The following is a 25,825-nucleotide window of genomic DNA, read 5'->3' as shown; positions in this document are numbered from 1 at the left end:
GGATGCAAGGCATGTTGCGCGCCAGGCAGGCCTTATTGACCGCACGCTCTAATCGAACATGGACAGCAGATCCGCGATGTTCGTATCAGGCAATCGCTTGGCGAGCATGTCCCAGAAGATCACGTCGTACATCGCGCTGGCGTCTTCGGCCGTCTTCCACTCACGCGCACCGACAATAGCATCGGCTGTTTCGCGAGCGGCGGAAACAATTGTCTGGATGTCTTGTTTGTGCATGAACCCGTTAACGGTCGCGTGCAGAGCTTTTTTAGCCTCATGCGCAATCGTTTGCTAAAAATTTTTCCGTCTCGCACCCGCCTACAACAATGCCAGTGCGGTGAACGAGCTGATCATTGCGCTTCGCATCATGCAGAGCCTTCCCCGTGCTCAAGGAAAGCGAAAATGCTTTCCTGAATGCCAGGCTAGTCGCAAGCAAACACCCGCTCACCGACCGAGGGCAATTTTACCTCTTCCTGTAATCAGAACCGTCCCACGGCGGTTATCGGAAAACTTCTGTCCGAGATGACCAGGCGGTAAGGCGTCGCATTGCCATAATTCGAAGGCAATGACAATCACGCCATGAGCGGCTCCTTTTTTGACACCGCGTGATGCAACAGGCCGAATGCAGCCCATTGGGCTCACTCAACCCCTACACGTATTCTTTTGATATATTCCCGGCGCCCGGTTGAATTTACCGATGTTGACGACCGATTATCCACATTGGATCTAAATGGATAAAAATGTTGCACTATACATTCCGTCCCACTTTGCGGACATGGGCCGGTCAATTTCTAATTCTTACCTGTTTGCCGGGGTCGAATCAGAAGCCCAGTATGGCCGCAAGCTAGCTCGCCGCCAGTGTCGCCAGCAGCCAATGTGTTGGCTAATTCGGCCATCAATTACTGACAAGAGAATCAAATGTATAGCATTCTCCATTAAGAAAAAGACGGAGTCTTGGGGAGAAGACTCTGCAGACCATACATTTCCGGGGAAAAATAAATGGACTTGGTACAAACTCTGCCGCTTAACTCGCGGCAAAGTGCCGTGCCGATGCAAACGAATGCTGTGACTCGCGTCGACATCGCGCTGTTCAATGGATTTGCACTGCCCACGATTGCAGCAATTATCGAAATTTTCCAGAAGGCGAACTCGCTTGTCGCCGCGCAGCGATCGGGCCGCACACGGTACGACGTCTCGCTGCTTTCCGCCGCGGGCGGGCGCATTGCCAGTTCGTCATCGGTGTTCGTCTGGACGGACGACGTGCAGTCGCATCGAGGTACGAACGACACGCACCTGTTGTTCATTGCCGGCGGTGCGGGCGTTCAGCAGGCGAGCCGCGACGAACGGTTGAGCGACTGGCTGCGCCGCCGGCATCCGTTCAGCGAGATCGTGCACCCGATCGCGGAAGGGCAGCAACTACTGCAAGCAGCCGGGCTGCCAAGCCGCTATTGCCCGCTTCTTTATACAGGCAGCGAAGTGCGTGGTCTGCCCGTGGCCCGGTCGCTGACAGAAACGCCGGGCGCTGTGTCGACGGCATTGCGCATCGTTGAAGAGGATCTCGGTGCAGAGTTGGCGCAGCAGGTTGCCGAGTCGATCGCTCCGCAACCGAAAACACCGTTCAATTCGTCGGTCACGCTTGGCGCGGCGCCGCAGATCAGCGAGAAGATTCTGGCATCCGCGCGCTGGCTGGAAGCGAACGTCGACCGTCCCATCTCCATCGACGACGCGGCGCAGGTCGCCGCGATGAGTGAGCGCAACTTCCTGCGCCGCTTCAAGAGCGAGATCGGCATGACGCCCTCCGACTATCTGCTTCAGGCACGCTTGAACATGAGTTGCCGGATGCTCGTTGAATCACGTCTGCCGATCGACAAGATCGCGCGCCGCTGCGGTATCGGCAGCGGCGGACAGTTGTCGAAGCTTTTCAGGAAGTATCTGGCGACAACGCCGACTGACTACCGGATGCGCAACGAAGTAGCGCCGTAAAAAGCATTCTGCACGGGCGGCGGATCGGCATTTGACGGGAGCTCATGCCAAGGCCGATCCGGCTCGCACACCTTCCCTGCTGTGCCGTGCCCGTCCGTCGCACTTTGTACTCTTGACGAGTGCGAGAGTTTGCACACTCCGTCACCCATATCGAAGCGGCCTTATTCGCATTGGCCATAATTGGGGCATCTTCCGCCAGCGCGTTGCAGGCAGTGCTTCGCTCTCCTATTCTTGATTCAGATCATCAGCAAGATGATCTGACGGGCTCGCGCAAGCGGGTCCATCATTACCTCGGAATTAAGCCTGCCTCTTTTTCAGAGCGCAGGCTCTTTTTTTTCGCTGCCATCGCAAACGGCGGGAAAGAAGCTATCGCCTGCCATCATGATATGCGACGCGCATGGTGAGTGTTTGCCCGTTCTACGAAGCGTGACGCTTGCCGATATCGGCCAATACTATGGTTCATTCGGCCGCGTTTTCATTGCATGAGTACGCCTTCGGTAACATCAAAACCAGTCAACCCGCTCCTCAGTTATCCAGAGCAATTGAGTTGAGAAGCCGGCTACACGAGGGCAACGTCGGCAAGGTTGGCCTTCTATGTCTGGTGGTTCAGATAAATCAACGTTTCGGGTAAACAGGACGATATGGGCGAATTCATTCCAGAGTATCTGATCCGTGAACAGGCGGCTTTGGGTGCACTTGTATTATTCGGAGTTCTGCGCATTGTCGCCGCTGCTGTCGCCGCCGAGAAGAGCTGGCGCGTATCGGTCATGCAAGGTTATTGCATACTGATAGCCGTGCTGTACTGCCTGCCCCAGCTATTCGATCTGCTCACGCACGCGTATGGAATGCAAGCCGCCGCTGCGGCCGCGGAACTGGAAGGCAAAGCAGCGGGCTCTGCGATTGCCCTGTTCTTCTCGCCTATTCTGAGTCATAGGCTCGGCTACGAATAGAAGCTGTCCACGCTTCAAACCCTGAAAAAATTTTCGGTGATCGGTCAGCCCGGTTCTGTGGCGAACTGGGCCGACCGCTCTGCTTGCGCAGGCGCAAGCCATTACGTCGCGCCGCCGGAGCCCCCCGTGCCACCGGTTGCTCCACCGCCGTTACCCCCGCCGGAGATCGGCGCGGCCGCACCCGCCCCCACCACCGCGGTCGTCAACGAAGGCGCCGGCTGGCCACTCGCGGTAATCGCGCCTGCCGTCTGCAGACTGTCCAGATCAATATCCGGCGGCTGGCCAGGCGCGAACGAAACCGTCAGGAATGAAGATGACGAAAGCGTGACCCCGTACTGTGTCTTGATCAGTTGCGCTACAGCTGCCTGTGCGTTCGCGACCACCGTGCTGTTGGACAGCACGCCCTGATATGTAGCGTTGCTCGAAATTCCTGACAGCAGTCCGCTAACCGTGGTTCCAAGCTGACCGGCCAGATAGCTCAGGAGCAACTCGGTCAATGGGGTCACGTTGTAAGTGCCCGCGCCGGCAGCAAACGAATGGAGCACGGTAGACCCGCTCGACGCCGTGATCGCACACGGTCCATCAAAGTGGAAAGTTGCCGAATATGCGCCGCTTGCGTTGGCCGTCGCACTGCCCGCGCCGTTCTTGCAAGTCAGTACAATGCCGGCGTTTGCCAATGGCTGGCCCACGGCAGCCGTGCCGCTCACCGTCGCGCCAGGCGAATCGCCGCCGCCGCCACATGCAACCAGTGCGCTGGTTGCCAGAACTATCGATCCGAACTGCAGCGTGCGCAACGCGGCGCCGTTTAGAAGCTTCATCGCCTACCTCCAGAGAAAGTCACTCACAATTGACCGGCGCCAACGCCGGTCCATCGTCCACACCCTGCAAACCGCGGCCACAGAGGCGACGCGAAAGCGTGCTGCCCGCCGATATAGCAGGCGCGCTCACTTGCTGCTTCGGCTTTGTTTCGTCGCTTCCAGGCCGCCCGTAACGCAGATACGCATCACGCATCCGGTAAAGCTGTGTCGAGAAGTACTCACCGCTGAAGCGGCCCTGATTCAACAGGTATTGCTGCGTGCTATACGGGAAGGTCATGTTCTCCGCAGCATTGGGCGACAGGAAATTCGTCGATCCCACGCGTGTGCGGAAGTCGAGCCCGAACTGTTCAGCGCCATACACCTGACTGATTCCCGGCTTCATGCCCTGCCGCAACGTCAGCGGGAAGCTGATCGCGGCGCCCACAAACGTGCCCTGCCCGCTATGCTCGCCATGCACGCTCACCGATACGTCGTCGAACCAGCGCGTAATCGTCGCAACCGGCCCCTTGTCCCCGCCAACAAAGCGTGCGACGCCAGCCTCGATCCACAGCTTCCAGGACGGCTGCACCCAGCGGTAAGTCAACTCGGCATTCTTCTCACCAGGCAGTTCGTCATGGCCCGGTTCATGGTGCAAATAAGCGAGCCGCAGGCGGATCAGATCGGGACGTCCGGGCACGAACACCGTGGTTTCGTTTTGCACACCGACATACGAGTAGTCGAACTTGCCGACCGATGCCACGTTGAACACTCGCGGCATGATCCAGAAGCTTTGAGCAAGCGCCACCGCATTCAGGCCGCCGCGCAAGCGGTAGTCGCTGAACACGCGGCCTTCGTCCATGTTCTTCGTGTTGTAGATCGGTGCGATATAGCTCGCGTACAACTCCGCGCCGCGCCAAAGCGGCACGAACCCCTGAATGTTGGCGCCCAGCGAGATGTCGAAATTGCCGTACTCGGTGCCGTACAGGTAACTGACGATCGGCTCGATCTGAATCCGCGTCAGACCATGTGTGTGTTCGTTGCCATGCCAGGCGATCGAATCCGCGTCGTAGGTCGGACGCGTACGCATCGTCAGAGAGGTACTGGCAGCCGTCGGTGCGCCGCCCTCGACGAACTGCGCAAATGCGTCACGATCGACAATGACTTCGCCTAACGGCTCGTTGGCCTTCTTGATCACAACGTGAATCCTGTTGGTGCCGTGCGGCGCATTCATACTCGCCACGCCAAGCACGATACCGAGTGCGTCTGCTTCGTTCTGGTTGTAGCGATGGTTCTCGTACTCGACAACCAGATCGCGACCGCTCATCCCGACGCGCACGCGCTCGAGCCCGGCGGCAAAGAGCTGCGCCGCGATTTCGTCGAGCGCGGAGGCGTTCAGGGCTTCCGGAACAACGGGGGACCGCACATCCGGCGATCCGGCCGCCGTCACGTCACTCAGCATCACAGACGCATACGACTGCAGCGGCGGCACATACGTAATCGGCGCTGCGGCTAATGCGCCGCCGTTACCCGCGGCAGCGCGCGTATTTACCGGTTGCAGGCTGGCGAGGCGGATCGGGCCGCCATCGTCGGCATTCGCGGTCTGAGTGGCCGGTAACTGCGGACCCTCGCACAAGCCGTCTGCACAACGCGTACTGCTAAAACGTCTCCCAAGCGGAATCTGAATGGCTACCGAGAACGACGTACGCGGCGATACGCCATCTGTCGAGCGGATCGAACGCATGAACGTGCCGATCACGTTCGCGTCGGCTAACCAGCTGATCCGCGGAGACTGATAGCGCACACCGGCATAAGGGGTCCTTGAATCGTCTTCTGCAAGTAGCGACAATCCCGTGTTCCATAGCGAGACCTGTGCGCCGCCGAACAACCCATCAAGACGGTCGCCCTGACCGTAACCCGCAGTCAGTGTCACGGGCCCGAACGCTTGCGATACCACGCCATATTTCGAACGGAAGAAATGCGTCTGGCCGCCAATGTCCGTGACGCCGAATGCGATACTCGGCTGATACTTGAAGAACTTTGGTACTTCGAGCTTGACGTCAGCCATCAGGTGACGAAGTACGAAATGCTCCTCATGCGACAGCGGAACGCCAACATTCGCCGGATAGTTTGCCAGTCCGCCTGACAACTCGACATACGGAAACAGGCCAACAGCGCCCCAGTAGATCTGGGATCCGGTCGCGGCCTTCCCGTATCGCGGGTCGATGAAGTCGTTGTATTGCACTTCACCCACACCTTGGGGCAACGCAAATCCATATGGAATAACCAGACCACCGGCCTGCCCTAGCGCGTTCAGCGCCGGATCCACCGCATGCGCGGAAGTCGAAAACGACAGCGCGGCAGCCAACGCCAGTGTCTTGCGGCCTACTCTCGGTTCGTGCCCAAACAAATTTCCGCCCATGTCTATAGTTGTTGGTATTCAAGCGCCCGGCGGCGAATGGAACCCTTCCCGGTCGTCACCGCAACTCGTCGTCGCAATGCGGCATACAAAACCAGTTAATCTATAAATATGCAGTCCAAATTAAATCGGAATTACGATCGCTGTATTTGCCGTATTCGTACGGCATACCGCACTATCTGCTAGAGACGATCACCCCGATCCATCATGGCGAAAAGTCGAAAAGTACTTTCTGGTTGCGGTGCATCATACATAGTCCACCGCACCGGAAATGGCGGGTGACGGAAAAAGCTAACATGTTGGCGGATTACTACATTCGGCCGTTGCATGCAGGCCGGATTGACGGTGCGCGTAGCTCAGCGCCCTGCAGATGATTAACTATCAGCGCGTGATCACGAGGCTTCAAAGTTTCGATCCGGCGACTGTTCGATCCGGACACCGCTTCGTCTTATGGAACCGCCGGACGGCGCATTGTGGGCAATCCTAGCGCCGGTAAAGCGCCGCAAGCGCGTGTGCTTCGTCGGCCAGCTCTGCCCGAAGCTTCTCAGGTTCCATCACTTCCACGTACGGGCCAAATGAGCGCAACCACCAGCGCAAACGCTGGCTGAGCAGTACGGTTCCCTGCACCTCAAGACCAGTGCTCGTCTGTCGGGTTTCCTGGTCAGCCGCGAAAGGCGTCTCGAGAAGATGATCGCCGGCGCCGTTGACGAAACGCAGCTTGAGCGTCACTTCACCTTCCACCATGAAGTCGAACTGGCGCTGCTGCTTCACGTAGTCATCGAGCTTGAAAGAACGCGGATACGAAAACGATTCCAGCATCATATTCGCGCTCGCCAGGCGGTCCAGCCGGTACATCGTCGGATTCGAACGTCCTTCTGTGCCGCCTATCAGATACACGAGCCCGCCTACTTCGACCAGACCGAGCGGCAGGATCACCTTGCACTTGTCGTTCGTCACATTGGAGCGCGGACGATAGAGAATTTCCAGCTTGCGCTCATGAAACAACGCCTGGGAAATCGTGCCGAATATCTCAGGATCGATCTGGGGATATCGCAAGGCGAAACCGCTGTGTTCCACCGCGACCTTGTCCGCCCACCGGCTGTAACGGCGCTCGTCCTCGGTCACCGCTGCTTCCAGACGCTTGTCCGCGACCTTGAACAGATCGGAGAGCGCCTCGGCAACCAGCGTGGGGATTTGCCGCGATGTGAAGCTGCGTAGCACGTGCAGGGCAAGCGCCTCTTCACGCGTCATGATGGAGCCGGATTTTCCGGCCATACCACCCGCGCCGGCGCCTTTACGCCAGAACCATGCCGCCCCGCGCTTTTCCATCTCGACAAGGCCTTCGAGATGGAGCTTCTCCAATCGCCGCTGCACTGTTTTGATAACCGGCACGTCCGACTCGATGACCTCCAGCTTCTTGTGAACACCCGGGGTGCTGAGAAACCCGGCATTACCGCCGGCGTTAGGCAATACGCTAATTATCTTGCTATCGAGAGTGTCCATGCAGCGGAGCGTGTGTGGTTATAGGCTTTACGTCACAGAGGTTAACGGCGGCGCGCAACGGATCTTAAGCGAATACTCAACAGATGGACGGGATTTCTTCAGGCCGGGAAACGGCCCGTAAGCCTGCCAGCTCGCGGTGCTGCCTGTCGTCTATTGCCTATCGTCGTTGTATCCCGCGACGGGGCGGGATTGGCCAGCGGCAATTGCTTTCTCCGCAGGACACAGACAAGCGCCACTCAGTCCGGTTGAAACATGGCAAAGATGGCACGTTCGGCATCAATGGCGCGCCACGACTGCGGGGCATCCCGCCTGTCGCGCCAGTGCCACGCAAGTCCGCGCGAGCAACCCTCGTTCATCTGTTCGGCAATAGCCTGAGTGAAGCTGCACCAGTTCGCATATTCGCGCTGGACCCGCCGAAGTTGAACCGACCCCACGCCGTTTGCAAACGGTCCGTTCGCCGCCCAAGGACTGCTCCGCAGGCCCTTGCAGATTCTGTTGTCATACACCGCAGCACGCCTGGGGTCCAGTAGCGCAACCACCTTCGAGGCGAACGGCGTGCGACTCAACTGGTTGATTCCGGTGAACATCCCCAGCGCCGCGCCTGGATTTCCCGCCTTGATCGCTGTGTCAGCCTCTTCCAGTACGTCCGCGATTTGCTCGGCGCGGGTTATCTGCTGATTACCGCGGCCAAAAAGATGGCGGTGAACGCGGATAGCCGCGAATGCCGGACCAAATGTATAGAATCCCCAAAAAACTATCGACGCCGTACCGAGCAATCGTTCGGTCGGGTTTGCAGAACGCAGCAGGCGCTCGTGATACGCATCCAGCGCCGCGTCAGTGACGTCACCTTGCGCCGGGGTCACGACTTTCGCCCACTGCCCGCCCGGCAACCCGAAGTCGCCGGCGTGGTCGTCAAGCACAAGGTGTGCTGCCGGATAGGCGTATGCGCTACGGAAACCGACGATCTGCATGGCTTGCGTGTCGGTGATCTGCATGCCGGTGTGCAGGAAACTTTCTGGAAACACTAACTACTTCTCCTTTTATCTGGGCGCCCCCACGATCACACAACGGCGTGACGAACAGCCATTGATTCGCTCTCGCGTGGGGACGTAGTTCGATCTATTGGACGATCGCCACCCCGTTAGTACGCGGCTCCGTCCCGACTCAACGCTCTATCGGCGCGTGCCTGGGTTTCTTTAAGGCGAATACGTACCCGGCACCTCACTATGCTTACCGCCTCCGACATTCAAAGCCGGCTTCTTCACACATGGCATGTGCGCAATCGAATCACTAATGAAAACCGGCTATGCGAAATTGCTCTATACGTCCAAGCCGCTGTCAATTGCCGTCAAAATCTCCACAGCCCGTCCCTCGATACCGACACCGCGTGCTGGATCGATCTGTGCTTCGCGCGCATTGATGCGGATTACCCGTGGACCGTGCCGTTCGCTGAAACGCCGCACAGTAGGCAATGCGGTGCCGGCCCCCACTTCGACGACAACAAGCCGTTCGACCGTCCTCAGCCAGCCGGCGAGGCGTGCGGCCTGTGCATCGGCTCGGGAGGATAGCCACGCCGAGTCCCAGAACATCAGGATATTCGGCCTCGAAATCGCCCCGCAGCGTTTGCAGCGCGGTAACGGACCAATGCACCGGCATTCGCGTTCATCAATGCTCGGCACGAAGTCCGTAGCCGACTCGATTAGCGAAAAACACGGCTCCGTGCACTGCAGATAGTGAATCGAGCCGTGGCATTCCTCGATCCGGCTTTCCGCAAATCCCGCCCGTTGGAATTGCCCATCCACATTGCTCGTGAAAACAAAGGCGCCCTGACGCAGGCGGTCGCCCCAGCGCCTGAGAATGGCAAAGCCCGGATGAGGTTCGACCTCGCGATAAAGCTTCAGGCGGTGTCCATAGAACCCCCAGGCCAATTCTGGCTTATCCATGAAGGCGCGCGGGTTGGCGATGGATTGGAAATCGCACCCTGCCTCGGCCAGCGCGGGGTAGGCGCGCCACAAGCCTTCATTGCCCCGAAAATCGGGCAGACCTGAGTCGACGCCCATCCCCGCTCCCGCGGTGATCAGCAACCCGTCTGCTTCGCGCAGCCATGCGACCGCTTGCTGTAGCCGTTCTTCCTGCATTGAAATCACCTCGATATCCAGAATCGCCATTTGCCCGCCACTTTGGCTCCCGACAATCGCAGTCTACTCATTCAGCGCGCACGTGCCGGGCGGCCAGACTACCGCACCAACGAGACACATGATGTCCCGGCACCTCGGCGACCAAACCGACCCGAATGAGACAGCAGTTGTCTGATCGCATCGCTATCTTGTCACTGCGACGGCTTCGAAACGAGGGAAATGAAACGAACTTTGAACCACGGCGAATCCTTTCGTCCGCATCGCCTCTGTGTGTTGACCCACTTCGCCATTTTTCTTTGATCCACCAAATAAATCAGTGATCCTTCTCATTTTTAAAGTTTGGTGGCGGTTGCAATCATGAATTCGGGTCTTTCGTCAGGCTGAACTGTCGCACCCATGTCCCGCTTGCTCATATACGAGACCGGGCAGTCGAACAGTCCGGTTACGAAACAGCTGGAAGAAAAATTATTTCCGTGGGAGAACCGTAGATGGAGTGCCATATCGACCTACACAACACCGTCATTCAACGACGCGTTCCGCGTGACGGACGCGCCGCAAAACACATTGGCATAGCCGTCTTCAACGGCTTTTCGCTCCTTGACACTGTGTCCATCGTTGAGGCGTTTGAGACGGCCAACAGATTTGCGGAGGCTAGTCGACACGACGCGCCGCGCTATGTCGTCCGGCTGCTCTCGTCAGCAGGCGGCCGGATCGCCAGTTCATCGTCGGTCTTTGTGTGGACAGACAGCGTTGAAGCGCGCGGCCATGCACACGACTTCCACGCCTTGTTCATTGCCGGCGGCACGGGCGTGCACGACGCCGCGCGTGATGGACGGCTGCTGGCATGGCTGCGGCGCACCCACTTGCGCAGCGAAAACGTTCTCTCTATCGCTGAAGGCCAGTTCCTGCTCGAAGCCGCCGGGTTTGCATCTTCAGCCGGTATCGGAAGTGCTCGCGGCCTCGTGCCGCGCCACTATTTTCGCCGCGAAACGGACCCGGCTACGCAACGCGAAGTATCGAGTCCGCTTGAGAGTGCCTTGAATCTGATCGAGGCGGATCTCGGCACGGAGATCACGTGCAAAGCCGCGGCGTCTTTGGCACCACGCGCATCGACACAGTTCACATCGGTGTTGAATAGAAACGCTTCGGGAAGCGTGAGCGACAAGATCCGGGCCTCGGCGCAATGGCTGGAAGCGAATGGCCACCAGCCGATTTCCATCGACAGGGCAGCCGGGATCGCCGCTATGAGCGAGCGCAACTTTCTGCGCCGCTTCAAAGCGGAAATAGGCGTGACGCCATCCGGCTATCTGCTTTATGTCCGGCTCGATATGAGTTGCCGACTTCTTGTCGAAACCGCACTGCCGGTGGACAAGATCGCGCGGCGGTGCGGATTTGGCGATGGCGGGCAACTTGCCAGGCTCTTTCGCAAACACATGGGGACAACGCCCAGCGAATATCGCAACAGCCATCGTCAACCGCACGATCGCTGATAGCGCCTGCGTTGATGCATAGCTTATCCCGCTCAAACAGCTATGTTTTCTCCATCCTCGCCGCCCGTGAGATTTAAGCCTGCGTTGAGACACGATTTGACTGCATGCGAAGCCACACTATCAACCTACTGGACAACAAGGAGCACGACAGTATGCGAAACCTCCATCCCCATGCAATGGATCTCAACGGATATCCCGGCAATCGAACCAGGCCAATGCGCCACGCAGCGTGGCGCATTGGCCTGCGCGTGTGGGGCTTTGCGGAGTCCGAGGTCAACGCATGGATACGGGACCTTCCGGTGCTGGATGGGTCGCTATGCTGGGAGATCGCCCACCAACGCGACGGCAGCGGCGCGGACATGATCATTCATCTGGTCAGGTCGTCGTCTCCCGCGTTGGGATCTTTTTGCTGGAACAGCGTGGGTGCCAACGACGCCATTCGGGCGTCCAGGTGGTCATCGCGTGTGGAAATGGCTTTGTTTTCCGGCGATGTGACCCGTTTGCCGCAGGTTCGATACGGACTATGGGCGATGGCCGGAACACGCCCCGCAGAATCGGCGCTTCATACGCTGGCTCAGGCTGTTATTGTTCCGCAGTTTCTGCGTAGGCGCGTGACGCAGGGAACTGGCGCGGTCCGCGTGGTGCCGCGCCGGCTCGCATTGGTCAGGTAGCCATCCCCTACTTGTTCGGCTGCGGCGTCATGCGCAGATACGGACGCAGCGCCTTGTAGCCCTTCGGGAATTTCTGCTTGATGATTTCCTCGTCCTTCAGCGACGGAACGATCACCACGTCATCGCCCTGCTTCCAGTTGCCCGGCGTTGCAACCGAGTGACTGTCGGTCAACTGCAGCGAATCGATCACACGCAGCACTTCGTCGAAGTTACGGCCCGTGCTGGCCGGATAGGTGATGATGAGACGCACCTTCTTCTTCGGGTCGATCACGAACAGCGAGCGCACGGTCAGCGTTTCGTTCGCATTCGGGTGGATCATGTCGTACAGCTCGGAAACCTTGCGGTCGCCGTCCGCGAGAATCGGGAAGCCGACATTGGCGGCCTGAGTCTCGTTAATGTCTTTAATCCACTCCTTGTGCGACTCGGCGCTGTCCACCGACAACGCAATCGTCTTCACGTTGCGCTTCTCGAATTCGCCGGCCAGCTTCGCGGTCAGACCGAGTTCGGTGGTGCAGACAGGCGTGAAGTCAGCGGGATGCGAAAACAGCACGCCCCAGCTATCGCCCAGCCACTCGTGGAATCTGATCGGGCCGACACTCGACTGCCGTTCGAAATCCGGCGCGATATCGCCAAGACGTAGACTCATGATGCTCTCCTTTAGAACTTGATAGATGACTGACACGCAGGCGCTGCCACTCCGTGCAAAGCCTCCGTCGAATAAACCAGCTTCAAAGCCGACTCAGAAAAACTGATGCACGCCCACGCGTAACGCCGTCTGGTTAGGACTGTTCGACGGCGAAAGCAGCGGAATCGCCGCATTGCCGGAACCTTGCGCGTGCTGATACACGGCCTGCGCGTAGACAATCGTGCGCTTCGACAGCGAGTAGACGTCGCCCACGCCGACTTCCGTGTAGCGCGTGCCAGTCAGCCACGACGCGTATCCGCCGAGCGTCACCATATTGGCCACGCTCGTGTGCACATCCGCGCCAAGCTCGACGGTTCTCATGCGGCCCGAACCATAGTCGCTGCTCAGATTGACTTGCGTAAGCACGCCGTGCAGCGCCAGATTCTGGTTGACCGACCATGTTGCCGAAAGACCGCCAATGTCCTGCTTCTTCGCGAGAAAGACGCTGCCCTTCGCGAGCGACTGACCGAGAAAGCTCGCATACCCCAGTTGCGAACCTACGTCGATCGAGTGGTTGCGCCAACTGCTATACACCGCCGACGCACGCAACGGCCCGTTCGTGTAGATCACGTCGGCACTGACGACACGCCCCGGCTGCGTCGACGTATCGTCGAAGCCGTAGAGCACGGCTGCCTTGAGACCATGAAAATCCGCCGTCGCGTACTTGACCGAGTTGTTGATCGAGTCGCCGCGAATGCCGAGGTTGTCCAGGTTGGCGGGGTGGAACAGATAGAACGTGTACTGCACGCTGCCGTCCGAATCCAGACGCAGCGTTTCCGTTGTGAGATCCAGTTGACGACCGAGCGTCAACGCGCCGTAACGATTGCTCGACAGGCCGACCCACGCGAAATGGCTGAACGCCTCACCCGCAATCGTGCCGGCACCCGTGCTCGACAGAAAACCGTTCTGCAGGGCGAAAATCGCCTTGAACTGGCCGCCCAGGTCTTCCGATCCGCGAATGCCGTAGAAGTCAGGCACCGCCACAGGGCCAACGGAGGCGGTGCCGTGCCCCTTGATGTTGCTCGTATAGGTGACGCCTTCGTCGATACTGCCATATAGCGTCACGCTGCTTTGCGCGTGTGCCGCCACCGTGAACACAGCAATCACGGCCCCAAACAGACCATTTAATTTTTTCATAGTTAGTATACCTGATTATATGACCAAAATTTCAACCGTTCCAGACACTGCAGTGTGTGAAGAAAACATGGAACTGACCACCTCGCGTTCACGAGGCGGCGGTGAGCACTTCTACGCCGTCAACCGCCCTTTCCGGTAAGCCGTCAGCAGACGCGCGCGGCCGGAAGGTTGAGCGGGGTTATCGGAAGTCACCACCGTGCCGTGATGCAGCACCACGGCGCGGTGCGCTTCGGTCAATACGAGGTCGAGATCGTGCTCGATCCATACGACAGACCGTTTTGCGTCCTGGCACGCAATGCGCACCAGTTCGCCGATCAACGGCCTCTCATCGTGGCTGAGCCCGGAGGCGGGCTCGTCCAGCAACAGGACGTCCGGATCGCGCAACAACGCGCGCGCCAGATCGACGCGACGCAGCACGCCAAGTGGAAGCTCGCCGCAGTACACATCGCGCAGTTCGGCGAGACCGCATAGCTCGGCCATCGCATACACTCGCTCGCGGGCCTCGCGCTCCTCGCGACGCGCGCGCCACGGCCGCGCGAGGCTGCCCAGTGCGCCGAGCGAAAACCGCGTCGTCCAGCCGAGCAGAATGTTGTCGAGCACTGTGCGCTCACGCAGGAGCTTGAGTCCCTGAAACGTACGCCCAATACCGAGTCTCGCGACACGATGCGGCGCGAGGCCGTCGATACGCGTGTCGTGCAGCCGTATCTCGCTGCCTGCCGCCGGACGGTAGACACCCGTGATGCAGTTGAGCAGCGCGGACTTGCCCGCGCCGTTCGGGCCGATCAGCGCAAGCACTTCCCCGGCCTGCAGGCACAATTCGACGTCGCGCAGCACCTGAAGCCCGCCGAACGAGAGATTCACGCGCTGGAGGCTCAATACAATCGACGGATCAGACCGTTGCATGGCGATCCTCCGGGCGATCGGCTTCATCGCCGTTCGCGCCAAGTCCCAGCATGAGATCGTGGATCGTGCCGAGATCGCCCCGTGACAACGTGCCGAACGTACGCAGCAGACGTCCGCGATCCAGCACGGCGGCAGTGTCGGCGAGCGCGGCAAGCCATTGCGAATCGGACTCCGCGACGAGCATCGTAAGACCGGCTTCGCGGCGCAAACGCGCGAGCCGTTCGCACAGATCCTCGATGACCGGCACGGCGAGCCCGAGCGTCGGTTCATCGAGCAATAGCAGTTGCGGCGAGGCGAGCAAAGCCATGCCGATGCCGAGCATCTGCTGCTCGCCGCCCGAGAGGTTGCCCGCGAGCGAACCTCTGCGTTCGGCAAGTCGCGGAAACCATCCCAGTACGTCGTCGAGACGAATCGCGTTGCTGCGCGTGCGCGCAGCGCCGATCCGCAGATTGTCTGCGACGCTCAGCAAACCGAATACCTTCTCACGGTCCGGCACGAGGCGCACACCCTGCCTGATGCGCTGCGCGATATCGCCCATACGCAAGACCACGCCGCCGAACACCGCTTCTCCGCTGACACGTTGGCCGCGCAGGCGTAAACCCGCCAGCGCGCCGAGCACGGAAGTCTTGCCCGCACCATTGTTGCCCGCGAGCACCAGACTCGTACCGCGCGCAATGGCGAACGAGACGTGATCGACCGCGCGATCCACGCCGTACGTAATCGACAGCGCGCGCACTTCCATAAGCTGCGCTTCAGTCACGGTTCCCTCCGCGCGGCGGATGCAGCGCCGGGGCGCAGAATGGCGCGCCTCGCGCGCGCCGGAAGATCGAGCAACGCACAGACGAGCAGCGCGCCGAGCAACATGTTGTCGATGCCCGCAAGGCGCGTGGTGGCGTCGATACCCAGCGTGGCGAGAACCGCCGCAATGGCGTCGGGCAGCACGACGATCGCATACGAGGCGACCACGGCGCCCACGAGCCTGCCCGCGCCGCCGAGCGCGACGACCGTGAGATACATGATGGCCAGATGCAGCGAATAGCCCGTCGCCTGAACATTGCCCAGCCGGTATCCGTCGATGGCGCCCGATGCGGCGATCACCGCAGACGTCAACGCAAAGACCGTGAGCCGTGCGCGCACCGGCGAAACGCCCAGTGTCGCGGCCGCCGTCGGCTCCGTGCGAAGGAGAGCCCACTCGCGTCCCACATGGCCGCGCTGGAGGCTGCGAAACAGCACATAGACGCCGAGCAGAAGCACGATCGTCATCCCCCACCATTTCGCCGGTGTATCGATCGCGAGGCCCGCAATATGCGGTGACTCGAGCATGAAGCCGCTTGCGTAGGTGAACTTGAGATCGAGGTCGGTCGCGACGATCTGCACGACGTGCTGCAATGCCAGCGTGCCGACCGCCAGATAAAGCCCCGAAACACGTAACGTGAGCAACGCGACGCCCGCGCCGGCGGCGAAGCCGAGAACGAGCGCGAGCAGAAGGGCCGGCAGCATACCCAAGCCCCATTGCGTCGCAAGAATGCCCGCCGAAAACGCGCCGATTGCCATGAAAGCGGCGGTGCCGAGCGAGGGTAGGCCCGCGGACCCCGAAAGGACCGTGAGCGCCATCGCGCCGAGCGCCATCACACCGCCGCTGGATGCAATGTAAAGCCCATAGCCGCCCAGCGCGAACGGCGCGGCGAGTGCCGCGATCGCCACCGCGAGCAGCGCGGGCTGCACGGCGCCGCGAGGAAAGATCGTGCGTGTATGCGGTTCCAGCGCACCTGATTGAAGACTCGACATACTCAGCTCAACTTCTCGAAATGTGTTCGACGCGTCCGCTCAACCCCGCCGGCCGCATGGCCAGCAGAAGTACCAGCAGGACGACCGGCACGGCGACGCTGTAACGCGCGTCGAACCAGAGGCTCGTGAGGTTCTCGCCGAGGGCGAGCGCGAACGCGCCCGCGAGTGCGCCCGCGGGACTCGTCAATCCGCCCATAATCGCCGCGACGATCCCCGAGAAACCGACAGCGGCCCCGCTGATCGACACGGCCGATATCGCACCTGAAGAGATTCCGCCCACGGCGCTCAGCATCGACGCAACGATCCAGACGGCCGCGAACCAGCGCGCTGCAGGAATGCCGCTCAGCACCGCGAGCGTCCAGTTGGCCGCCACAGCCTGCAGTTCGATCCCGGCGCGCGACTGGTAGAACGCGAACAGGAGCACGCCGATCAGCGCCGCGCCGATCACCACGATGCACGCACTGACCGCGGAGAACGTCACACCGCCCCATGCAAGCACGGGATGCGGCAACGGCAGTTGCACGGTTTCGCCGCTCCATACGGAAGACATCAGGCCCGTAAGAAAGATGCTCACGGCGATGGTGACGACCGTCCCGACAAAGTAATCGCCCGCCGCGGACAGCTGCCGTAGCAGCGCGAATAGCAGCCAGCCGATCAGCGCGGCCACGACGAGCGCACCGGCCACGCCCAGCGCGAAACCCCACACGCCGCCGCCCGCTGCGCGAGCGATGCCATTCATCACATAGGCGCTCGTCATGCCGATCTCGCCCACGCAGAACATCAGCACGCGGCTCGTGCGCCACGCAAGCACCACGGCGAGCGCGAGCAACGCGTAAGTTACGGCGCTGCTCAGCAGATCGAGCGAGAAAGACCAGACGTTCATCACAATCCTCAGGGCGTGAGCTTGCCGTCGCTCGCAATGCGCTGCCAGCCGCCCACCGCGGAGAGAGACTTGCCCGCTGCGTCGTAGCGATACAGACGCCACGCGGACGGTCCATAGTGGTCGTTCGGCGTGAAGGTGAGACGCGCGCCCGTGAGACCGCCGCTGTCGATGTCCACGTTCTCCAGCGCGGCCCGCAGCGCATCGGGGCCGCACGCGCCCCGGCAACGGCGCAGCGCATCGGTCACGACGAGCCCCAGTGCCCAGCCGCCCGCGTAACTCGCGTCGTCGTCGGGCATGTGGGCAGCGGCGAGCGCGGTGCGCAGCGCGCTCGCCTGCGGACCGGCGCCGTCGCCATGCGTCACGAAACGCGTGAAGCTGTAGACCTGAAGTTTCGAGTTCGCCGGAACGGCATCGATCAGCGTCTTGTCGCCGATGCCGGTGTCCATCGAGAGAAAGATGCCGCTATATGCGGAAGCGGCCAGCACCGGCAGCAGCGCGGCAAGATGTTCGCGGCCGATGCAGTCGGCCACGACGTCAGGATTCAGCGACACGATCCTGTCGACGACCGCGCGAAAATCGCGCTGGCTGATGGGCACCGTATAGAGCTCGCCGCGCTGATAGCCTTCGGCCTTTGCCTGTTCGAGGATCTTGTTGCAGCTCAGAATCGAGCCCGGCACTTCGAATGCCACGCACGCGATGGTCTTGCCCTGCGGCCGCAACCGGTGCGCAAAGTGCCCGCCGATTATGCCCGCGAGGGTCAACTCCTGGCCGAGCCCGAACGCATAGGGCTTGACCGGCGGAAGCACGATCGGAATGTTGATCGGATTCGACGCGAGCACGGGCAGGCCGAGCTTCTGCGCCGCCGCGTATACGGGCGCGTGCGTGTTCGTCGCGCCAAGGCCGAGCACCGCCGAAACGCTCTCGCTCCTGAGCTGCTCGACCGCGTTGAGCGAACGCTGCGTGTCGCTCTGGATATCGCGTGTGATGATCTGCACCTGCCGCCCGTTGACGCCGCCTGCGCGATTCAGTTGCGCGATATAGAGCTGGAACGCGTCGAACGTGGGTTTGAGCGTGGTGGATTGCGGCCCCGATGCGTCGACAAGATAGCCGAGCTTGTAGGGTGCTTCGGCCGCTTGCGCCGCCTGCGCCATCGATACCGTTGCGGCCGCAACGGCCGCGATCCGCGCGAGCCCAAGCAGGGTCGCGGCAATCTGTTCTTTTAGCATGATGCGAGTTGGTTTGTGCGTCGTTGGGTTCACGGCTTGCCTTGTTCGATCCACGTCGCGAGACGCTGCACGGCGGCGCCGAGCGTCGCGTCGTCGGGATAGCGGGCAACGCCCTCGTGATAGTCGCGCAGCAGGCGCAATGCCGAAGGCAGATAGCCTTGCAGACTTTCGATGAGCGCCTGTCCCGCACGCTCGAGTTCGGCGCGCGGCACCACGCGGCTCAGCAGGCCAATGGCGCGCGCTTCCTCCGCCGGCACTGCGCGCCCCGTGATCACGAGCTCCTGCGCGATGCGCGGCGCGATGAAATACGGCGCATACGCGGCCACCACGAGCGGCGCCAGTCCGTGATGGATCTCGTCGAAGCCAAGCACGGCGTCGTCGGCGCCGATCGAAATCGTGCTGTGCAACGCGATGCCCGAGCCGAAACCCAGCGCGCGCCCCTGGATCAGCGCAATGCTCACGCCGTCGAAGGCACGCAGCGCGGCATTGGCCTTGAGAATCAGCGTGAGATTCTGTTCGCGCGTCACATCGGGCACGCGCTCCTTCTGGTCGCGGCCCACAGTGAAGTCGGCGCCTTTGGCGTCGATCAGCAGGAAGCGCGCGCGGCTCTCGCGCGCCGCAGCGAGCGCCGCGATGTAATCGTTCATCATGCGGTACGTGATCGCATTCGATGTCGTGAGACTGTCGAACGTGATACGCGCCACGTCGTCTGTTTTCGTGTACTGCAACATCGCTGACCTCATAGACCTAGATTGGATCGCAGCGTTGTGCCAACCGGCTCGCTGCGAAAAAGACCGCGCTTTTGCAGGTGCGGAATCACGTGTTGGGTGAAATCGGCGAGCCCTTCCGGCAGCACGTCGATCATCAGATTGAAGCCGTCGCAGCCTTGCTCGCGGTGCCACGTCTCGATCGTCGCCGCGACCTGTTCCGGTGTGCCGACCACCTGCAGATGCCCGCCGCCGTTGCGATAAAGAATCTCGCGCACAGTCAGGTTCTCCTGCAGCCCCAGTTCCAGCGCGGCGCGGCGAAATCCCTCCGATCCCTTGAAGGCCGTGTTCGCGCGGATGGCGTCGAACGGCAACGGTTTGTCGAGCTCGAGCGCGTCGACGGGAACGCCCACACGCAGCGCGAGCTTCCTGAGTTCGGCGTCGCCGGCAAGTGCGTCGAGTTCACGTTTGCGTTCGCGCGCCTGCGCTTCAGTGCCGCCCAGCACCGCCAACAGACCGGGCAGCACTGCTACGCGGTCGGGGTCCCGGCCGAATGCGCGCGCCCGCGCGCGGATATCCGCGCGGAACGCCTGGGCCCCGGCGAGCGTGTTCTGCGCCGTGAACACGGCGTCCGCCGTGCGTGCGGCCAGCGCGCGGCCCGCTTCGGACGATCCGGCCTGAAACAGCACCGGCGAACCCTGCGGCGAAGGCGGCAGCGTCGCCGGTCCCCGCACGCTGAAGTGCTCGCCGCGATGATCAATGACGTGTACCTGCGCGGCGTCGACGAACACGCCCGCAGCCTTGTCGCCGACGAGCGCCCGCGGCGACCAGCTCTGCCAGAGCGCCCGCACCACGTCGACGAACTCCTCCGCGCGCGCATAGCGCGATGCGGGCGCCGGCAGCGGCGCATCGCCGAAATTCGCGGCCACGTCGGGCACGAAGGTCGTCACTACATTCCAGCCGGCACGGCCGCCGCTCAGATGATCGAGCGTCGAGACACGCCGGGCGAGACTGAACGGTTCGTTATAGGTCGTCGACGCCGTGCCCACGAGACCGAGATGGGTGGTCGCGTCCGCGATCGCGGCAAGCGCGAGCAGCGGATCCACCGCGCCGAGATTGGGCCGCTCGAAGTTCTCCTCGCCCACCGCCAGCGTATCGGCAAGAAAAAGCGCGTGCAGACAGCCCGCCTCCGCCGTGCGGCCAAGCTCGCGATAGAACGGCAGCCCGAGCGACGAAAACGCCTCGTCGCGCCGGTAGCGCCATGCGCCCGGATGCATGCCGACACCCAGCACCACCGCGTTCAGGATCAGACCGGTGCTCATACGGCCTTCGACCGCAGACCGCGCGCTTCGAGTAGCGGCACCACGTTCTGCGCGAAGAATTCGAGTTCCGGCGCATAGTCGTAGAAGCCCAGCTGAACGCCGTCGAAGCCTGCTTCGTGCAGCTTCTGCAAGGCGTCGGCCACATCCGTTGGACTCCCAACTATCTGGATATGCCCGCCGAGAACCCGGTCGGCGGGAACGTGACCCTTCCATCCCTGGGCATCGCCTCCGCTGTGCCGTGCCGTATATGCGCGGATCGACTCGTAATCGGCCTGCGCCACGATCGAGTCGCGATACGCGAAAGCCTCTTCGCGCGTCGGCTTGCAGATGATCATGGGGAAGATGATGACCTTCGGATCGCGGCCCGTTCCCGCATAAGGCGCACGAATCTGCGCGACGTGCTCGGGCAACGCCTCGATAGCGCGCTCGAAAACGGCACCCGCCGGGCTCGACGTGAACACCACGTCCGAGTGCCGCGACGCGTACTCGAAACCCGCGCGAGAAGCGCTCGCGGAGACCATGATCGGCCGGCCATATTTGGGCCGCGGCGAAACATACGCGCCCTCCAGCCGGTAGAAGCGCCCCTCGTGCGTGAGATTCTCTTCGCCGGCCCAGAGTGTTTCGAGCACGGACGCGAATTCGCTGGCCCGATCGTAGCGTTCGTCGTGCACGATACGTTCCATGCCGAACATGCGCGGCTCCGCGGCATCGTATCCCGTCACGATGTTCAAGCCGAACCTGCCGCCCGCGATGTGATCCACCGTCGCCGCGAAACGCGCGAGATGCAGCGGATGCAGATCGCCATACAGGATATGCACGGTCGAAATGGTGATGAGCCGCCTGGTCAACGCGCTCAGCGCCACCGTGGCCATGAACGGATCGAGGAAATTCTCACGATAGTGCGAAGCGCCGCCAAAACCGCCCTTCGGCACCCACTGCTGGAGACCGAACGCGAATTCGAAGCCATGCGCTTCCGCGCGCAGCGCGAGCGCGCGGTTGTATTCGAACGACCAGTCGGTCCCGCGCGGATACGTCGACTGCGAGAAGCCGCCGGTCTGGATCGGCAGGAACAGGCCAAGCATCAGCGGTTGCTTTGCTGCCTGGGAAAGCGGGCTGTCGGGGAAATCGAGCGGGCCGCGCAGTGCGGTACTGGAATTGACGGTAATGGTAGACATGGTTCTCGCGCCTGGAAAATGAGGTCCCTCGTGCGCCGCGCGCTTACTCCGCGAAGCCGGTCCGTTCGCGGAACCAGGCCACGGCCGCTTCGGCCACGATCAGGTCTTCGTCCGCGGTTCCTGAACTCACACCCACGCCGCCGACGATCGCGCCGTTCACCGTCACCGGCAGACCGCCGCCGATGATGCTGAAGTGCCCGCCGTTCGTGACGTGGATACCGAACGTGCCCTTGCCCGGCACGCAGAGCTGGTTGTAGACGTGCGTGCCCTTGCGCGCGACAGCGCCCGTGAACGCTTTGTCGATCGCGATGCTGATACTGCTGATCTTGCCGCCGTCCATCCGCTCGAACGTGATGAGGTGGCCCGATTCGTCGGTCACAGCGGTGCACATCGGAATGGCAAGTTCAGTGGCTTTCAGGCGCGCGCCTTCGAGCAGGATGGCCGCTTCGGCGACCGAAAGTCGTTGGATTTCAAGCATGATTTTCAGTGACGTGGCTAAGGTCTGTGGATTGGAGATAGGTTGCGATCTGTGCGGCTTCGTCGTCGGTCAGGGTGCCGAACGGCGGGTACGGCTCGCCGATGCCGCGGCCCAACGCGTGCAGCGCCGCTTTCATGGTCGGCATCAGACCGCGATGCATCCAGCGCGCGGGAAACAGCGAAAACTGCTGCTGCAGTCGCGCGGCCTCGGCTGCGTTGCCGGCGTCGAATGCGGCGATGATCTTCGCGCCCAGTTCGGCAAGCGGAGGCGGCATGGTCGCGCCGCTGCCGCCCAGTTGCAGCGTGATCAGCAGCATTTGCGACGTCGTGAGGTACTGTGCGTGACCCGCCCGATCGATCTGTTCGATGAGCCGTCCCACGCGTGCGAGGTCGCGCGAGCTTTCCTTCACGTACTTCACGCGCTCGAGCTTCGCCAGTTCGACCGTTGCTTCCGGGCCGAGGTCGGCGCCCGGACCGGGATTCAGATAGAGCATGATCGGCAGTTCGGTTTCGCGCGCGATCAACTCGAAATAGCGGACGACCTCCGCCGTGCTGGGCGCGCCGCCGAACGGACGCAACGGCGCGAGCAGCTGGATTGCGTGGGCGCCGAGCGAGGAAGCAAGCTGCCCCAGTTCGACAGCGCTGCGGATCGAAGGATGTGAGATGCCGACCACCACGGGAACCCGGGCGTCGACAGCCTCGACCGTGGCGCGCACGAGCGCCTTGCGCTCCTCGAAGGGCAGATAGTGATATTCCTGTGTCTCGACGCCGGCTGCGACCACCATCGTGGCGCGGCAGCCTTCGACCACGTAGTCGATATGAGTAGCGAGCGCAGCGCGGTCGACTTTCAGCGACGAATCGAATGGAGTCAGCGGCGGCACGACGAGTGCCGGTGTAGTTTTGAAGTTTGCGGATTTGATAGTATTCACTTGCAGATTTCGATAAGTATTAGTAGATTTTCTGGCTCTAAACCGCTAAATTACATTCGTTTCGCATTGGAATTGCAGTATTGATTTCGCTCTTTCGCAAGTCAACAAACAAAAAACGCTTTCGTTATTCGCTAACCCAGCAATTCCGCAACAACGGATAAATTGAATGGACAACATCGAAGAAGACTTTCGCGCTCAGCGGCCGCCCTTCCTGTACGAACCTGCGCCCGACTTCGAGGCGCGCTCCACAATGGGAATGGTTTCCTCGGCGGATTACCGCGGAAAATGGCTGCTGTTCTTTTCCCACCCTGCGGATTTCACGCCGGTCTGCACAAGCGAATTGATCGCTTTTGCACGCATCGCTCCGCGTTTCAAGGAACTTGGCTGCGAGCTTCTCGCGCTTTCCATAGACGGGCTCTACTCGCATCTCGCCTGGCTGCGCAGTATTCAGGAGCGCTTCAACATGGACATTCCATTTCCTGTCGTTGAAGACCCGTCAATGGCCGTGGCGAAGGCCTATGGCATGCTGCCGCCGAAAGCGGTCTCGTCGAGCACGGTACGCGGCATGTTCCTGATCGACCCCGAGGGCATCATCAAGGCGATCAGCTGGTATCCCATCTCCACCGGCCGCTCGGTTGAGGAAGCATTCCGCCTCTTCCAGGCAGTCCGAATGACCTGGCAGGAAAATCTCTACGCACCGGCCGACTGGCAACCGGGTTCACCATGCGTGGTGCCGCCACCCAAGACGATCGAGGACGCGTCGAAACGCCTTTCGGAAGGCGATGTACTCGACTGGTACTATCAGACTCGCCAGATCGCCCAGGACGCGCCGCCCGAGCGCGCACCGGTCAAGCGAGGACGGCGCGCATGAGCGAACATGGAATGGACACGCAGGACATCACCGCCATTGCCAATTATTTGCGCATCGTGAGCCATCCCAGCCGGCTCGCGATCGCCATGCTGCTGCTCGAAGGTCCGCGCGCGGTCTCCGAAATCGAGCTGGCGCTGGGACTGCGTCAGCCCAACCTTTCGCAGCATCTCGGTGTGATGCGCGACGCCCAGGTGCTGACCGCGAGCCGCCGCGCCAAATCGGTCGTCTACGACGTCGCGGACGGGCCACCCAGAATCCTGATGCAGGCGCTACGCCAGTGCGCTCCCGTCAGGACCACGGCCGCGCCTTTGGCGACGCCGCTCGTGGCGCAACCGGCAGGCGCCGCATTGGACCGGAAAAACTCGCTCAACGAATCCGACGACGGCCTCATGTTCGCGCAGGTTGTGCAGCGTCAGAGCACGCCTTCGGGGCCGGACAACTGACATGCGTCCATCCGTCGATTAGATGAGCGCGCAACAATGTCAGTCTGGCAGCCCCTTGCCGCGTGTCTCGGGCAGGAACAGCACCGCAACCGCACCAAGCAGATAGATTGGAGCGAACCACAACGCCACCTTGCCCATTCCGCCGAGTGCCGCCGCGAGCGTGCCCGCGGCGATCGCACCCGCCATCGCCAGATAGCGCGCACCTGAAAAGATGACGCTGATGGCGGTCGCGCGGATGCGCGTGGGGAAGAGTTCCGGCGTATGGATCGCGTACCAGCTGTACAGGCCGCCGGTGAAGAACCCCGACACCAGTTGCGCGACCGTTACCGCCTTCGCGGAGCCAAGGCCGGCGAACACGAATGGCACGATCAGAAGCGAGCCGAGCAGATAGACGATCGTGGTCGGACGGCGGCCCCATGCTTCAGCGAGAAACCCCATCGCAATGCAGCCGACGATCTCGCCGAGGTTGTAAAGCGCACCGGCCCAGCCGGCGAGCGACGCTGCCTCGCGCGGATCGTGCGCGAGACTTGCGACGAAGGTCGGCAGAAAAGACGTGACCGCCCACCATCCGCCGGTAATGGCCACCGACACGGCGAGCGCAGCCAGCAGGCGACGACGCACGTATGGCTGTGCGAACAATGCAAGCGGACTGACCTCGTTGCGGGTCTGCGTCCAGCGTGCCGACTCGGGAATGTGGCGGTAGACCGCGAAGATGATGAGCAGCGGCACGATGCCGAACAGGTACATCCAGCGCCACGACAATCCGAACGACGATCCGACGAGAATCCACAGCCCGGAAACCAGCAGGCCGCCCACTGAAAAGCCCGCCTGCAGAAGTCCGGCACCGCGCGTGCGCCACTTTTCGGGCCACGTCTCCTGGAGCAGCGACGTGCCCACGCCCCACTCCGCGCCAATGCCGATACCCGTAAGAAAGCGCGCGAGCGCGAGCCACTGCCATGTCGACGTAAGCGCCGACGCCGTCGTGGCGAGGCTATAGAGCACGACGCCCAGCAGCATCACCTTGCGCCGCCCGAGCCGGTCGCCCAGCACGCCACCCAGCACGCCTCCGGTTGCCCATCCGGCAAGCGTGATCGTCACGAGATAGCCGAGATAGCGGGCGAAAAACGGCGATGCCTCGTGCGGCAGCAGGTCCGCCAGCGCGGGGCGCGCCGTGACGAGCAGCACGAACGTGTCGTATCCGTCCGCTATCCAGAAGGTCGTGACAATGGCGATCACGACCCATGCATGCCGCGTGAGTGAGGTGCTGCCCGGCGCCGAAGGCTCACGGATCGATTGGTTCGCGTACATAGGTAATTAGTATGTCTTAACGTATC

The 25,825-nt window shown here is 61.6% G+C and carries 25 protein-coding genes; 6 read left to right on the top strand and 19 right to left on the bottom strand.

All coding sequences use genetic code 11. The features are described from left to right. Positions 1-48: 48 nt before the first annotated feature. Positions 49-234, bottom strand: a complete 186-nt coding sequence (locus BXE_RS23250; RefSeq protein ID WP_011490579.1) for a hypothetical protein — start codon at positions 232-234, stop codon at positions 49-51. A 762-nt stretch (positions 235-996) separates the two neighbouring features. On the opposite strand from BXE_RS23250, the gene BXE_RS23245 reads away from it, so the two are divergent. Both BXE_RS23245 and BXE_RS23240 read left to right on the top strand, forming a co-directional pair. Then, complete coding sequence (locus BXE_RS23245) at positions 997-1,980, top strand: GlxA family transcriptional regulator (protein WP_011490578.1); 984 nt, start codon at positions 997-999, stop codon at positions 1,978-1,980. Positions 1,981-2,621: 641 nt separating this feature from the next. Further along, positions 2,622-2,930, top strand: a complete 309-nt coding sequence (locus tag BXE_RS23240; protein ID WP_011490576.1) for a hypothetical protein — start codon at positions 2,622-2,624, stop codon at positions 2,928-2,930. 101 nt (positions 2,931-3,031) lie between these two features. Here BXE_RS23240 and BXE_RS23235 read toward each other — a convergent pair whose 3' ends face one another. From BXE_RS23235 to BXE_RS23215, 5 genes are all read right to left on the bottom strand, one after another. Further along, positions 3,032-3,748 carry a hypothetical protein gene (locus BXE_RS23235; protein ID WP_011490575.1) on the bottom strand — a complete coding sequence of 239 codons (717 nt, stop codon included), beginning with the start codon at positions 3,746-3,748 and terminating at the stop codon, positions 3,032-3,034. Between the two features lie 19 nt (positions 3,749-3,767). Next, positions 3,768-6,146: a YjbH domain-containing protein gene (locus BXE_RS23230; RefSeq protein ID WP_011490574.1), complete on the bottom strand. Its 2,379-nt coding sequence runs from the start codon at positions 6,144-6,146 to the stop codon at positions 3,768-3,770. A 480-nt stretch (positions 6,147-6,626) separates the two neighbouring features. Continuing rightward, entirely contained in the window at positions 6,627-7,646 is a 1,020-nt protein-coding gene (locus BXE_RS23225) for a helix-turn-helix transcriptional regulator (protein WP_011490572.1), read from the bottom strand. Between the two features lie 236 nt (positions 7,647-7,882). Next, the gene (locus BXE_RS23220; RefSeq protein WP_011490571.1) at positions 7,883-8,641 is read right to left on the bottom strand and encodes a hypothetical protein; all 759 of its coding nucleotides are present in this window, start codon (positions 8,639-8,641) and stop codon (positions 7,883-7,885) included. 324 nt (positions 8,642-8,965) lie between these two features. Further along, positions 8,966-9,814: an SIR2 family NAD-dependent protein deacylase gene (locus tag BXE_RS23215; protein ID WP_011490570.1), complete on the bottom strand. Its 849-nt coding sequence runs from the start codon at positions 9,812-9,814 to the stop codon at positions 8,966-8,968. A gap of 458 nt (positions 9,815-10,272) precedes the next feature. Here BXE_RS23215 and BXE_RS23210 point away from each other — a divergent pair, with 458 nt between their 5' ends. Both BXE_RS23210 and BXE_RS23205 read left to right on the top strand, forming a co-directional pair. Further along, positions 10,273-11,274, top strand: coding sequence for a GlxA family transcriptional regulator (locus BXE_RS23210; RefSeq protein WP_011490569.1), 1,002 nt, complete (start codon positions 10,273-10,275; stop codon positions 11,272-11,274). 104 nt (positions 11,275-11,378) lie between these two features. After that, on the top strand, positions 11,379-11,945 hold the full coding sequence (locus tag BXE_RS23205) for a hypothetical protein (protein ID WP_011490568.1): 567 nt from the start codon (positions 11,379-11,381) through the stop codon (positions 11,943-11,945). Positions 11,946-11,952: 7 nt separating this feature from the next. Here BXE_RS23205 and BXE_RS23200 read toward each other — a convergent pair whose 3' ends face one another. From BXE_RS23200 to BXE_RS23145, 12 genes are all read right to left on the bottom strand, one after another. Continuing rightward, positions 11,953-12,591 (bottom strand): peroxiredoxin, encoded by a 639-nt coding sequence (locus BXE_RS23200; protein WP_011490567.1) that lies wholly within the window; start codon positions 12,589-12,591, stop codon positions 11,953-11,955. 93 nt (positions 12,592-12,684) lie between these two features. Further along, entirely contained in the window at positions 12,685-13,767 is a 1,083-nt protein-coding gene (locus BXE_RS23195; RefSeq protein ID WP_011490566.1) for a porin, read from the bottom strand. Positions 13,768-13,878: 111 nt separating this feature from the next. Further along, on the bottom strand, positions 13,879-14,670 hold the full coding sequence (locus BXE_RS23190; protein ID WP_011490565.1) for an ABC transporter ATP-binding protein: 792 nt from the start codon (positions 14,668-14,670) through the stop codon (positions 13,879-13,881). Next, positions 14,657-15,430 carry an ATP-binding cassette domain-containing protein gene (locus BXE_RS23185; RefSeq protein WP_011490564.1) on the bottom strand — a complete coding sequence of 258 codons (774 nt, stop codon included), beginning with the start codon at positions 15,428-15,430 and terminating at the stop codon, positions 14,657-14,659. Before BXE_RS23185 ends, BXE_RS23190 begins: the two co-directional genes overlap by 14 nt. Continuing rightward, complete coding sequence (locus tag BXE_RS23180) at positions 15,427-16,458, bottom strand: branched-chain amino acid ABC transporter permease (RefSeq protein ID WP_011490563.1); 1,032 nt, start codon at positions 16,456-16,458, stop codon at positions 15,427-15,429. Before BXE_RS23180 ends, BXE_RS23185 begins: the two co-directional genes overlap by 4 nt. A gap of 7 nt (positions 16,459-16,465) precedes the next feature. Further along, positions 16,466-17,341 carry a branched-chain amino acid ABC transporter permease gene (locus BXE_RS23175; protein ID WP_011490562.1) on the bottom strand — a complete coding sequence of 292 codons (876 nt, stop codon included), beginning with the start codon at positions 17,339-17,341 and terminating at the stop codon, positions 16,466-16,468. A gap of 8 nt (positions 17,342-17,349) precedes the next feature. After that, positions 17,350-18,567, bottom strand: a complete 1,218-nt coding sequence (locus BXE_RS23170) for an ABC transporter substrate-binding protein (protein ID WP_011490561.1) — start codon at positions 18,565-18,567, stop codon at positions 17,350-17,352. 29 nt (positions 18,568-18,596) lie between these two features. Beyond that, on the bottom strand, positions 18,597-19,298 hold the full coding sequence (locus BXE_RS23165) for an enoyl-CoA hydratase/isomerase family protein (RefSeq protein WP_011490560.1): 702 nt from the start codon (positions 19,296-19,298) through the stop codon (positions 18,597-18,599). A gap of 8 nt (positions 19,299-19,306) precedes the next feature. Beyond that, positions 19,307-20,596 (bottom strand): LLM class flavin-dependent oxidoreductase, encoded by a 1,290-nt coding sequence (locus tag BXE_RS23160; protein ID WP_011490559.1) that lies wholly within the window; start codon positions 20,594-20,596, stop codon positions 19,307-19,309. Beyond that, positions 20,593-21,771, bottom strand: a complete 1,179-nt coding sequence (locus BXE_RS23155; protein ID WP_011490558.1) for an LLM class flavin-dependent oxidoreductase — start codon at positions 21,769-21,771, stop codon at positions 20,593-20,595. The genes BXE_RS23160 and BXE_RS23155 overlap by 4 nt, the downstream gene beginning before the upstream one ends. 43 nt (positions 21,772-21,814) lie before the next feature. Further along, positions 21,815-22,249: a GlcG/HbpS family heme-binding protein gene (locus BXE_RS23150; RefSeq protein WP_007180777.1), complete on the bottom strand. Its 435-nt coding sequence runs from the start codon at positions 22,247-22,249 to the stop codon at positions 21,815-21,817. Continuing rightward, a complete protein-coding gene (locus BXE_RS23145) occupies positions 22,242-23,177 on the bottom strand; it encodes a dihydrodipicolinate synthase family protein (protein WP_011490557.1) in 936 nt (311 codons plus the stop codon). Before BXE_RS23145 ends, BXE_RS23150 begins: the two co-directional genes overlap by 8 nt. A 166-nt stretch (positions 23,178-23,343) precedes the next feature. On the opposite strand from BXE_RS23145, the gene BXE_RS23140 reads away from it, so the two are divergent. Both BXE_RS23140 and BXE_RS23135 read left to right on the top strand, forming a co-directional pair. Next, positions 23,344-24,048: a peroxiredoxin gene (locus tag BXE_RS23140; RefSeq protein ID WP_011490556.1), complete on the top strand. Its 705-nt coding sequence runs from the start codon at positions 23,344-23,346 to the stop codon at positions 24,046-24,048. Then, the gene (locus BXE_RS23135; RefSeq protein ID WP_011490555.1) at positions 24,045-24,491 is read left to right on the top strand and encodes an ArsR/SmtB family transcription factor; all 447 of its coding nucleotides are present in this window, start codon (positions 24,045-24,047) and stop codon (positions 24,489-24,491) included. The genes BXE_RS23140 and BXE_RS23135 overlap by 4 nt, the downstream gene beginning before the upstream one ends. A gap of 39 nt (positions 24,492-24,530) precedes the next feature. Here BXE_RS23135 and BXE_RS23130 read toward each other — a convergent pair whose 3' ends face one another. Beyond that, positions 24,531-25,799: an MFS transporter gene (locus BXE_RS23130; protein ID WP_011490554.1), complete on the bottom strand. Its 1,269-nt coding sequence runs from the start codon at positions 25,797-25,799 to the stop codon at positions 24,531-24,533. Positions 25,800-25,825: the final 26 nt, after the last annotated feature.

This window comes from Paraburkholderia xenovorans LB400 (assembly GCF_000013645.1).
GTDB lineage: Bacteria > Pseudomonadota > Gammaproteobacteria > Burkholderiales > Burkholderiaceae > Paraburkholderia > Paraburkholderia xenovorans.
This window is presented reverse-complemented; position numbering and strand designations above follow the sequence as displayed.

Bases quoted from the DNA above. Each gene is read 5' to 3' on its own strand.
- BXE_RS23250 (WP_011490579.1), bottom strand. From the start codon at position 234: ATGCACAAACAAGACATCCAGACAATTGTTTCCGCCGCTCGCGAAACA.
- BXE_RS23245 (WP_011490578.1), top strand. From the start codon at position 997: ATGGACTTGGTACAAACTCTGCCGCTTAACTCGCGGCAAAGTGCCGTG.
- BXE_RS23240 (WP_011490576.1), top strand. From the start codon at position 2,622: ATGGGCGAATTCATTCCAGAGTATCTGATCCGTGAACAGGCGGCTTTG.
- BXE_RS23235 (WP_011490575.1), bottom strand. From the start codon at position 3,748: ATGAAGCTTCTAAACGGCGCCGCGTTGCGCACGCTGCAGTTCGGATCG.
- BXE_RS23230 (WP_011490574.1), bottom strand. From the start codon at position 6,146: ATGGGCGGAAATTTGTTTGGGCACGAACCGAGAGTAGGCCGCAAGACA.
- BXE_RS23225 (WP_011490572.1), bottom strand. From the start codon at position 7,646: ATGGACACTCTCGATAGCAAGATAATTAGCGTATTGCCTAACGCCGGC.
- BXE_RS23220 (WP_011490571.1), bottom strand. From the start codon at position 8,641: ATGCAGATCACCGACACGCAAGCCATGCAGATCGTCGGTTTCCGTAGC.
- BXE_RS23215 (WP_011490570.1), bottom strand. From the start codon at position 9,814: ATGGCGATTCTGGATATCGAGGTGATTTCAATGCAGGAAGAACGGCTA.
- BXE_RS23210 (WP_011490569.1), top strand. From the start codon at position 10,273: ATGGAGTGCCATATCGACCTACACAACACCGTCATTCAACGACGCGTT.
- BXE_RS23205 (WP_011490568.1), top strand. From the start codon at position 11,379: ATGCGAAGCCACACTATCAACCTACTGGACAACAAGGAGCACGACAGT.
- BXE_RS23200 (WP_011490567.1), bottom strand. From the start codon at position 12,591: ATGAGTCTACGTCTTGGCGATATCGCGCCGGATTTCGAACGGCAGTCG.
- BXE_RS23195 (WP_011490566.1), bottom strand. From the start codon at position 13,767: ATGAAAAAATTAAATGGTCTGTTTGGGGCCGTGATTGCTGTGTTCACG.
- BXE_RS23190 (WP_011490565.1), bottom strand. From the start codon at position 14,670: ATGCAACGGTCTGATCCGTCGATTGTATTGAGCCTCCAGCGCGTGAAT.
- BXE_RS23180 (WP_011490563.1), bottom strand. From the start codon at position 16,458: ATGTCGAGTCTTCAATCAGGTGCGCTGGAACCGCATACACGCACGATC.
- BXE_RS23175 (WP_011490562.1), bottom strand. From the start codon at position 17,341: ATGAACGTCTGGTCTTTCTCGCTCGATCTGCTGAGCAGCGCCGTAACT.
- BXE_RS23170 (WP_011490561.1), bottom strand. From the start codon at position 18,567: ATGCTAAAAGAACAGATTGCCGCGACCCTGCTTGGGCTCGCGCGGATC.
- BXE_RS23165 (WP_011490560.1), bottom strand. From the start codon at position 19,298: ATGTTGCAGTACACGAAAACAGACGACGTGGCGCGTATCACGTTCGAC.
- BXE_RS23160 (WP_011490559.1), bottom strand. From the start codon at position 20,596: ATGAGCACCGGTCTGATCCTGAACGCGGTGGTGCTGGGTGTCGGCATG.
- BXE_RS23155 (WP_011490558.1), bottom strand. From the start codon at position 21,771: ATGTCTACCATTACCGTCAATTCCAGTACCGCACTGCGCGGCCCGCTC.
- BXE_RS23150 (WP_007180777.1), bottom strand. From the start codon at position 22,249: ATGCTTGAAATCCAACGACTTTCGGTCGCCGAAGCGGCCATCCTGCTC.
- BXE_RS23140 (WP_011490556.1), top strand. From the start codon at position 23,344: ATGGACAACATCGAAGAAGACTTTCGCGCTCAGCGGCCGCCCTTCCTG.
- BXE_RS23135 (WP_011490555.1), top strand. From the start codon at position 24,045: ATGAGCGAACATGGAATGGACACGCAGGACATCACCGCCATTGCCAAT.
- BXE_RS23130 (WP_011490554.1), bottom strand. From the start codon at position 25,799: ATGTACGCGAACCAATCGATCCGTGAGCCTTCGGCGCCGGGCAGCACC.